Annotated in this window: 9 protein-coding genes; 5 read left to right on the forward strand and 4 right to left on the reverse strand. The window is 73.4% G+C overall.

The window, feature by feature from the left end:
* Positions 1–138: 138 nt before the first annotated feature.
* The 4 genes from ACZ47G_RS21300 to ACZ47G_RS21315 all read left to right on the forward strand — a co-directional run bounded on the left by ACZ47G_RS21300 (position 139) and on the right by ACZ47G_RS21315 (position 3,719).
* Complete coding sequence (locus tag ACZ47G_RS21300) at positions 139–1,638, forward strand: outer membrane protein assembly factor BamB family protein (protein ID WP_465744802.1); 1,500 nt, start codon at positions 139–141, stop codon at positions 1,636–1,638.
* 319 nt (positions 1,639–1,957) lie between these two features.
* Positions 1,958–2,164 (forward strand): cold-shock protein, encoded by a 207-nt coding sequence (locus tag ACZ47G_RS21305; protein ID WP_380458541.1) that lies wholly within the window; start codon positions 1,958–1,960, stop codon positions 2,162–2,164.
* A gap of 75 nt (positions 2,165–2,239) precedes the next feature.
* The gene (locus ACZ47G_RS21310; RefSeq protein WP_380458539.1) at positions 2,240–2,464 is read left to right on the forward strand and encodes a hypothetical protein; all 225 of its coding nucleotides are present in this window, start codon (positions 2,240–2,242) and stop codon (positions 2,462–2,464) included.
* Positions 2,465–2,909: 445 nt separating this feature from the next.
* Positions 2,910–3,719, forward strand: coding sequence for an alpha/beta fold hydrolase (locus ACZ47G_RS21315; protein WP_465744805.1), 810 nt, complete (start codon positions 2,910–2,912; stop codon positions 3,717–3,719).
* A gap of 65 nt (positions 3,720–3,784) precedes the next feature.
* Here the strand turns inward: ACZ47G_RS21315 and ACZ47G_RS21320 are convergent, their stop codons facing one another.
* Positions 3,785–4,774, reverse strand: coding sequence for an ArsR/SmtB family transcription factor (locus ACZ47G_RS21320; RefSeq protein ID WP_465744807.1), 990 nt, complete (start codon positions 4,772–4,774; stop codon positions 3,785–3,787).
* Positions 4,775–4,954: 180 nt separating this feature from the next.
* Here ACZ47G_RS21320 and ACZ47G_RS21325 point away from each other — a divergent pair, with 180 nt between their 5' ends.
* Positions 4,955–6,343, forward strand: coding sequence for an alpha/beta fold hydrolase (locus ACZ47G_RS21325; RefSeq protein WP_465744809.1), 1,389 nt, complete (start codon positions 4,955–4,957; stop codon positions 6,341–6,343).
* A 145-nt stretch (positions 6,344–6,488) separates the two neighbouring features.
* Here the strand turns inward: ACZ47G_RS21325 and ACZ47G_RS21330 are convergent, their stop codons facing one another.
* From ACZ47G_RS21330 to ACZ47G_RS21340, 3 genes are all read right to left on the reverse strand, one after another.
* Positions 6,489–7,055 carry a hypothetical protein gene (locus ACZ47G_RS21330; protein ID WP_465744811.1) on the reverse strand — a complete coding sequence of 189 codons (567 nt, stop codon included), beginning with the start codon at positions 7,053–7,055 and terminating at the stop codon, positions 6,489–6,491.
* Complete coding sequence (locus tag ACZ47G_RS21335; protein ID WP_465744813.1) at positions 7,046–8,188, reverse strand: serine hydrolase domain-containing protein; 1,143 nt, start codon at positions 8,186–8,188, stop codon at positions 7,046–7,048. The genes ACZ47G_RS21330 and ACZ47G_RS21335 overlap by 10 nt, the downstream gene beginning before the upstream one ends.
* A 147-nt stretch (positions 8,189–8,335) precedes the next feature.
* Positions 8,336–8,608, reverse strand: coding sequence for a hypothetical protein (locus ACZ47G_RS21340; RefSeq protein ID WP_465744815.1), 273 nt, complete (start codon positions 8,606–8,608; stop codon positions 8,336–8,338).
* Between the last annotated feature and the right edge of the window lie 173 nt (positions 8,609–8,781).

An 8,781-nucleotide genomic window follows, 5' to 3' on the forward strand; every position in this document is an offset into this window, starting at 1 on the left:
CGCGCCGGTGTGACCTCCCATGTGCAGGGGCGGAAGGGGTTTTTCCTGCTCTTTGTTCAGGATCTTGCTCTGCTCTGCGACGATCCGATGATCGCCGCCCGATTGTGGTGGGCGGCGCTTCGCAGGGGAGAAACCGGCATGGCCGAGCGGCCCGAGGACAGCGGCGTCCGGCTGAGGATGAGGTGGCGCGCCAGGATCGCCAGGGACGGGGAGACCTGGATGGTGGTCTCCGGCGGAGTCCTGGGGGCCATGTTCGCGAGCCTCGGCCTGGCGGTGCTGTTCGGCCCGGCCAATGGGTTCGGCGGCGACAGCCTCGGGGTGATGGGCGCCCTCAGCATCCTCGGGATGCTGCCCTGCGGCGCGGGCTTCGTCTGGGCGCTGATCCACCCCCGGCGCGGGCTCCCCGCGGCGGCCGTCGGCACCCTGCTCGGGCTGGCGATCTTCCTCTGCTTCGCCGGGGACGGCCTCAACGACTCCTGGAAGGCGGCGCCGGACCAGCCGTCCACGGTCCGCGCGGTCGGCAGCTGGACCAGCGGTGACCTGGTGGTGCGGGTCCGCCCGGACGAGGTGGTGGCCTACCGCCGCGGGGGCGGGGCGGTCGCCTGGCGCTGGGCGCCGCCCGGCGAGGACACGGTGTGCACGATGAGCCGGGGGATCGGCGCGGGCGGCATCGGCCTGCTCGGGCACTCCCCGCACGGCAAGCCCTGCGCGGCGGTGACGTCGCTGGACCTCGCGGACGGCAAGCAGGGCTGGACCGCCACCGTGGCCGCGCCCGCCCGGGACGGCGACAGCGCGGACTCCGACCTCGTCGCGGTCGCGGGCGCCCAGGCGGTGCTGCAGGGCACCGACGGCTGGCGCGCCGTCCGGCTGACCGACGGCCGGGAGCTGTGGCGCAGCGCGCCCGACGCCGGGTGCACACCGATCGAGGTCGCGGGCGGGGGCCAGGACGTGGTGACGGCCGCGGAGTGCGGCGACGGGACGGGTGTCGTGCGCACCCTGGCGCCCGGGGACGGGCAGGGGCGGACGCGGGCTTCCGTGCCGGCCGAGGGCGGGCTCAAGAACTTCATGGTGGTCTCCGTCGACCCGCTCGCGGTCTGGGTCGACGCCCAGGCCGAGCGTGGCACCCACGCGGTGCTCAGCTTCGACCGGGCGGGCCGCCAGCGCGCCGCCATACCGGTCTCCGGTGACGAGTACGACCTGGACGTGATGCTGGGCGGCGTCCACGCCTTCGACGAGTTCACCGCCCGGCCGCTGCTCGGCGGGGTGGTGGTCGGGGACCTGTTCATCGTGCCCGGGGAGCGGCAGGGCGACGTCAGCATCAGCGGCGGTCCGCACCCGAGCCGCACCGCCACCGGCCGGCTGGTCGCGTACTCCCTCGCGGACGGCACCAAGCGGTGGACGACGGGCCTGGACGACCAGGTGACGGGCGTGCTGGTCGACGGGACGTCGGTGTGGGCGATGACCCGCGACAAGCTGACCCGGATCGACGCGGCGACCGGCCGGCGCAGCCGCGAGCTGGACGTCAACGACACCGCCTCGCTCTACCCGGTGGACCTCTCGGCGGCGGGCCGGGAGGAGTTCACGGTGGTCGCCGAGGACGGCACCAGGGACGAGCCGCCGGTCCGCGGCATCAGCTGACGGAGTGGCCCGGACCGTTGGTGAACGGGGTGAACGGGCCGGGCCGGGAGCGCAGTTGGCCGTACGGAACCCCGGCAGGGCCTGGGCTCCGTGTCGCGCGGGCCCGGGGACGGCCGGGGTGTGCGGGGAGGAATCCGCGTGTTCGGGGGCTCCGCCGGCCTCCTTGTCCTCCGCAGGACAGGCTTGCGTACCGGCTCTACGGTTGAACCGGTAGCCGCTCTTTGCCGCATGAGTGTCCACGTCGGTTCTTGTCGGCGAGTCTTCCGGCACCGGCTTCGTCGGACCTGGCGAAGCGCAGCCTCGTTCCCCAGGAGGGGTTATGGCTACTGGGACAGTCAAGTGGTTCAACGCCGAGAAGGGCTTCGGGTTCATCGAGCAGGACGGCGGTGGTCCGGACGTGTTCGTGCACTACTCGAACATCGACAGCTCGGGCTTCCGCGAACTGGTGGAAGGCCAGAAGGTCGAGTTCGACGTCGTCCAGGGCCAGAAGGGACCGCAGGCCGAACGCGTCCGCATCGCAGGGTGACGGTCGGCCCGGGCCCGCCCTGGGCCGGAGCCAGGCGAGCCCGGGCCCGCCCGGGCCGACACGCGGGAGGACACGATGAGCGTTCGGCACACCCTGAACATCATGGACTGGCACGAGGACGGCTCCTCCACCTGGCTGCGCTGGGCCGTCAGCGCGGACCAGATGAGGATGGTCCGGGAGCTTCTCGACCGGGCGCCGGACGCCGAGGGCGTCGTGACCCCGGAACAGGCGGACCAGGCACGCACGGCCACCGACCGGTGGCTGACCTGCGCGGACCAGGACTGGTCGCCCCCAGGTTGATGTCACACCGGATGTGCGGCCGTCGGGCGTGCCGCACATCCGGCTCGGCGGGCGCTCCGCCGAGGTAGTGGCCCGCCGAGGTAGCGGCCCGGGGTGGAGGCGGCGAACAGCCCGCCCGGACTCGGTGGACGAGTTCTGCGAGAGGTTCCCGATGTCGAAGCCCGGTGGCGCAGGGGCGCTCCGCGGGCATCGTGTGCTGACGCCGCAGCTGCGGGACGCGGCGGAGGAGATGTCCGAATCCTCTGGCGAGGAATGAGCAGGTCTGTCCGGCGGTCGACTGCGAGTGGCCCGGCCCGTTGGTGAACGGGCCGGGCCGGGTGCGTAGTCAGGCGGTGAATCGGGGGTCGCGGGCTTCGATGGCCTGGACGAAGGCGGTCCACTCGCTGTGGTCGAAGGGCCTGTGTCAGGCTGGTGAGGGAGCACCGCCGACATCGGGAGGCCCGTGATGGCCGAGATCAGGGTGAACGGGGTCGGGCTGCATTACGAGGCCCAAGGCGAAGGCCCCGGAGTCGTCCTGGTGCACGGCTCGTGGAGCGACGCGGACTCCTGGGCCCGGGTGATGCCGGGCCTGGCCGAGTCCACCACCGTCGTCGCCTACGACCGCCGGGGCCACAGCCGCAGCGAGGACCCGCTCACGCAGGGTTCGGTGTACGAGGACGCGGCCGACCTGGCCGGGCTGATCCAGGGGCTCGGCCTCGCGCCGGCCTTCGTCTGCGGGAACTCGTACGGCTCGCTGATCGCGTTGCGGCTCGCCGCCGCCCGCCCCGACCTGCTCCGAGGCATCGCCGCCCACGAGCCGCCCGGTACGAGTCTGCTGCTCACCGAGCCGGAGCTGCGGCCGGTCGGCACCGCGCTCGCGGGCCGGATCGCCGCCGTCCGGGAGCTGCTGGAGCAGGCCGAGTCGGCCGCGGCGGCGGAGCTGTTCGTGGAGACGGTCGCCTTCGGTCCGGGGGCGTGGGCGCAGTTGCCCGCGCCGGTGCGGCACACCTTCATCCGCAACGCCCCGACCTACCTGGACGAGCTGCGGGACCCGGACGCCCTGGATCTGGACCTGACCGCGCTGTCCCGCTTCACCGAACCGGTCCTGCTTACCCAGAGTGATGACAGTCCGCCGATGTTCGGGCACGTGCTGGACATCATCGACCTCGCCATGCCGACGGCGGAACGGCACGTGTACAGGGGCGCCGGTCACGCTCCGCACCTGTCACAGCCGGAGGAATGGGTGCGGGTGGTGCTCCCGCGCGCGTTGGTGTGAACCGGGCCTGAGGGGCGCGAAATCGGGAGCACGCGCCCGCTCATGCGCCTGTCGTCGTGCGCTCCTCAGCGCGCCGTCACCAGCTCCTCCCCGCGCGGCGTCCGCCGGTACAGCACCTCCCGCCCGCTGCGCACCCGGCTGACCAGGCCCGAGCGGTGCAGCACTCCCAAGTGGTACGAGACCGTTCCGGCGCTGAGGAAGTGCCGGGCGGCCAGGGCGGCGGTGGTCGCCGGGTCGACCAGCGCGGCCAGCAGGTCCGCCCGGGTCGGCCCGACCAGCTGGGCCAGGGCGGGCGCGGGAGCCCGGGGCGCGGGCACAGGCGGTGTGATGGGGTACATCAGGGTCGGTGCCCGGTCCACGCCGTCGACCGGATCGAGGATCACGTGGATCTCCTGGCTCACCAGCGTCGGCATCAGCAGCACCATGCGGGCCGGCAGGCACACCTCGAACCGGCTCTCCAGTCGGATCAGCCCGTTCGCCCAGGAGAGCTGCGGCGCCAGGGAGTTGAACAGCGGGCCGGAGCCGTGCCGGGCGAGGAAGCGGCCGCGCCGGTCGATCTCGGCGTCCAGCACCGCCCGGGCGTCCGGCCAGTGCGGGGCGAGCGCCGCCTCCCAGTAGCGGCCCAGCTCGTCCGCCACCCGGTCGGCGAAGTAGCGCGGGCCGCGCTCCAGCGTGCGCAGCACCACGTCGGACAACTGGCGGCCCGTCAGGTTCGCTGCTGCCAGGCCGTGGAGCGCGGTGTCCAGTTCGGCCCGCACCCGCTCGGGCGGGGTGCGGCGGACGGCCTCCAGCTGCTCCGCCACCGCCGGCTCGGGGCCGGTCGGGTGGGGGGAGAGGAAGTCGGGGATGTAGCCGCCCGACTGCTCCAGCGCCAGCCCGGACAGCAGCTCCAGCTTCTCCCGGCGCAGCACCCGGCGGGTCCGGCCGACCCAGGCGTACGGGCCGGTACGGGAGTTGAGGCCGGAGGCCATGAGGGTGTTGACCGCCTCGTGCAACGGCGAGACGACGAACCGGGTGCGGGAGAGCCCGGTCGAGTCGATCGTGAGTCGGATCATGCCGTCCACCCCTCTGCCGGCCTGCCGGAACGGTCGGGTTTGTCGGCCTTCCGGTCGTCAACCCTTCGACGCTGGTCGAATCCTGACACGAATGCTCGCCATCGAAGACAGCCCGGCGCAGGCTTCTCCCGTGACCGCGTCAGCACGGACGCGGCGCGAGCGGAAGGAACCCCGACGAACATGACGAGCAAGCGAGGCCGCGTCGCCGCCCTGCTGGGCGCCGTCGCGGTGGTCGCCGGCACCACACTGGCCGGCCCGGCCGTCGCGGCGCCGGCCGACCCCCAGCGGCACGGCGGCGGGATCACCGGGCAGGCGCCCTGCCAAGGCGCACCCGAGTTCACCTGCGGCACCCTCACCGTGCCGCTCGACCACAGCGGCGCCACCCCCGGCACCCTCCAACTCGACGTGGCGATGAGCGGCAACGCCGACGCCCCCAAGGGCGACCTGCTGTTCCTGGCCGGCGGCCCCGGCCAGCCCGGCGTGCCGCTGATCCGCCGGATCGCGAGCAAGCTGGAGCCCGTCCTCAAGGACTACCGGCTGGTCATGTACGACCAGCGCGGCACCGGCCAGCGGGCGCTCCAGTGCCCCGGCCTCCAGGAGGACATGGGCTCCTCCGACCTCGCCCTGCCCCGCAAGCAGTCCATCGCCGACTGCGCCACCGCCCTCGGCCCGAACGCCCGCTACTACAGCAGCGCGGACACCGTCGGCGACATCGACCTGCTGCGCCAGGCCCTCGGCGACCGCCGGCTGACCCTCGACGGCGTCTCCTACGGCACCTTCGTCGCCGAGCGCTACGCCCTCGCCCACCCGGCGCACGTGGACCGGCTGGTACTCGACTCGGTCGTGCCGCAGGGCGGCTACGACCCGATGGACCTGGTCGCGCTGCCCGCCACCGCCCGGGTGCTGCGCACGGCCTGCCAGGCCACCGGCTGCACCACCGACCCGGCCGCCGACCTCGCCGCCACCGTGCGGAAGTACGGCGACGGCGCGCAGATCCTGGACGCGCTCACCAGCTACGAGTTCGCCGACCCCAACTACGGCGGGGTGCCGGAAGCCCTGCACGCAGCGGCCGGCGGGAACCCGCAGAAGCTCCAGGCCTTCATCGACCAGGTGCACAAGGACGACGCCGCGCCGGCCCAACTGCTCAGCCAGGGCTTGCACGCCGCCACCCTGTGCGCCGACGGGCACTACCCGTGGGGCACCTCGGACACCCCGGTCGACGGCCGGGCGGCCGCCCTGGAGGAGGCCCGGCAGGACCTCACCGCCGAGCAGACCTGGCCGTACGACCCGGCGACCGCGACCGGGCTGGGCTCCCTGCTGGTCTGCCTGGACTGGCCGCGCGAGCAGGTGCCGCCGACGCCGCCGGAGCACCGCAAGCTGCCCAATGTGCCGGTGCTGCTGCTCGGCGGCGACCGGGACCTCTCCACCCCGTACGAATGGCTCTACCAGCAGGCGAAGTCGACCCATGACCCGCAGATCGTGATCGTCCCGGGCGCGGCGCACTCGGTGCAGACCCGGGCGGCCGATCCGGCCGGGCGGCAGGCGGTCTACGACTTCCTGGCGAAGTGACCCGGGGCCGGTGGCGGTCCGTTCCGCACAGGGGAGGGAACGGTCCGTCACCGGTTCAGGATTCGTCTCCGGTTCAGGGTTCGTCTCCGGTTCAGGGTTCGTCTCCGGTTCAGGGTTCGTCGCCCGTTCTGCGTTCGTCGCCGGTTCAGCGCTCGGACGCTCCCCAGCCGTCGTCGGGCAGGGCGGGGTCGGGCTCGGGGCAGTCGGGGTGGTCGTAGCCCCAGAGCCCGACCTTGTGCAACAGCCAGTCGTCCAGCGGTGGTTCGTCGTCGGCGAGCCGGTCGACCAGGACGAAGCCGACCCGGACCTCCTCGGCCGGCGCGACCTCCAGGGTCCGCTGGCCGGGAATGTTCTCGTACGTCACCGTCTCCCAGGAGCAGCCGGCGGCGGTCAGCTCGGCGGTCAGCCGGGACTCGCTGACTCTGGTGTCGATGGTGTCCAACTCGCCGTAGGGCTGCGGTAGTTCCAGCTCGCCGTGCCAGGTGGGCAGGGAGAACGAGCGGAGCCGGCGGCAGCGGCAGAACACCGTCCAGGCGTCGCCCCAGCCGAAGGCGTGCGGCCAGCGCGACTGCTTGTGGATGCGTCCGGCGTCCCACGGATCGCCGTAGCGGGCGGCGAGTTCGGGCAGTGAGGCGTCGTACCGCAGGTCGCCGTACCCGCCGCTGACGGCGAGAGCCGCGAGCAGGCCCGGGAAGGTCAGCGCTACAGGCACCCGCGCACCGCCTCGATCAACCGGTTGGCCCGGGCGTCGCCGTGGCCGATCATCCGGTTCGCCACGTAGGCGAAGCCGACGCCGAACTCGTCGTCCCCGAAGGCGAACTGGCCGCCCGCGCCGTCGTTGCCGAAGCTGCGCGCGCCGAGCAGCGGGCGGAACGCGGGGGAGTCGAGCAGCAGGCCGGAGCCCCAGCGGGCGCCCATGTCGAAGCCCAGGAAGCCCTGGCCGGAGGAGAGTTCGCGCAGCGCGTCGGTCACGGTGTCCGGCGAGAGCAGCCGGGGCCCGCCGTCCAGCCCGGTGGCCGCGGCCGCGTACAGGCCGGCCAGTCCGGTGGCGGAGGCGACGGCGCCCGCGCCGGGCAGCTCGATCGCGTGCAGGGCCGGGTCGTTCCAGCCGTGCGGCACGTCCAGGCCGGGGAAGACCAGGGCGCCGTTCATGGTGACGATCCGGGTGAGCAGGTGCTCCGGGCCGGGCATCGGGCGGCGCCCGTCGGCCTCCACCAGCCGGGCCAGGCGCGGGAGTTCGCTATCCGGCAGACCGATCCACAGCGGCAGGCCGCCGAGCGGCTCGGTGATCTCCTTGCGCAGGAACGCGCCCGGGGTCAGTCCGGTGACCCGGCGGATCACCTCGCCGACCGCGAAGCCGAGCACATGGCCGTGGTACTCGTAGGTGGTTCCCGGCTCCCAGAGCGGCTGCTGCTGCTCGATCGCGCGGATCACCGGGGTCCATGCGGCGATCTCCTCGAAGGAGGGCGAGGCGTCCAGGACGGGGATCCCCGCCCGGTGGCCGAGGACCATCCGGGTGGTGATCCCCTGCTTGCCGTGGCGCGCGAACTCGGGCCAGTAGCGGGCGATCGGGGCGTCCAGGTCCAGCCGGCCCTGCTGGGCGAGGAGCAGGGCGCTGATGCTGACCGCGCCCTTGGCGCAGGAGAAGACGGGGACGACGGTGTCCTGCGCCCAGGCCCGGCCGGTCCGTTCGTCGGCGGTGCCGCCCCACAGCTCGACCACCTTGCGGCCGCCGACGAACACCGTGACGGCGGCGCCGAGTTCGGGGAACTCGGCGAAGTTGCCGGCGAAGGTGTCCGCGACGGTGCCGTAGCCTTCGTCGACCCACCCCTGGTACTGCTGCATGCCGTGTGCCCGCCCTTCCCGCGCCAAGATCATCGACCGGACCACGGTACGGCGTCGAGACGGAAGTGACGAGGGATTTTACCCGGCCTGGGACGGGTGGGGCGGGTGTGAGGGGCCGCCGGGGGCCGCCGGGAGCCGGCGGCGGAATCAGCGGGGGAAGCGGAGGACGAGTTCTTCCCAGAGGCGGCGTTCGAGGGGGCTCATGCGGTCGGTGGCGAGGCGTTCGGGGTGGCCGGGCGGCAGGGCCGGGGGCGAGGCGGGGTGCGGGGCGGCTCCGTCGGCGTCGGGTACGGGTGCGGCGCCCGGACGGTAGTCGTGGGGCGGGGAAGCCCAGCCCATCAGGTACGCCAGGTCGCCGACCCCCTGCCACCAGCGGAGCAGAGCTGCGGGGGCGATGCGCCATCTCGCGCGGTGCGGCATTGCGATTCCTCCACCGTCCCTGGGCGCCGGTCTCCCAGCCTGTGGAGGTCGATTCTCGGAACGGCCGCTAAGTCGGGGCTAAGACCGACCACCCGGACGTACGGGCGGAAGCTCCGAGTCGGACAGGCACGCCCTAGCCGGAGGCAAGGCCGGTATTAGCCCTGCCGGGGAAC

The organism is Kitasatospora sp. NPDC030952, assembly GCF_055571335.1.

Bases quoted from the DNA above. Each gene is read 5' to 3' on its own strand.
- ACZ47G_RS21335 (WP_465744813.1), bottom strand. From the start codon at position 8,188: ATGCAGCAGTACCAGGGGTGGGTCGACGAAGGCTACGGCACCGTCGCG.
- ACZ47G_RS21325 (WP_465744809.1), top strand. From the start codon at position 4,955: ATGACGAGCAAGCGAGGCCGCGTCGCCGCCCTGCTGGGCGCCGTCGCG.
- ACZ47G_RS21320 (WP_465744807.1), bottom strand. From the start codon at position 4,774: ATGATCCGACTCACGATCGACTCGACCGGGCTCTCCCGCACCCGGTTC.
- ACZ47G_RS21340 (WP_465744815.1), bottom strand. From the start codon at position 8,608: ATGCCGCACCGCGCGAGATGGCGCATCGCCCCCGCAGCTCTGCTCCGC.
- ACZ47G_RS21300 (WP_465744802.1), top strand. From the start codon at position 139: ATGGCCGAGCGGCCCGAGGACAGCGGCGTCCGGCTGAGGATGAGGTGG.
- ACZ47G_RS21305 (WP_380458541.1), top strand. From the start codon at position 1,958: ATGGCTACTGGGACAGTCAAGTGGTTCAACGCCGAGAAGGGCTTCGGG.
- ACZ47G_RS21310 (WP_380458539.1), top strand. From the start codon at position 2,240: ATGAGCGTTCGGCACACCCTGAACATCATGGACTGGCACGAGGACGGC.
- ACZ47G_RS21315 (WP_465744805.1), top strand. From the start codon at position 2,910: ATGGCCGAGATCAGGGTGAACGGGGTCGGGCTGCATTACGAGGCCCAA.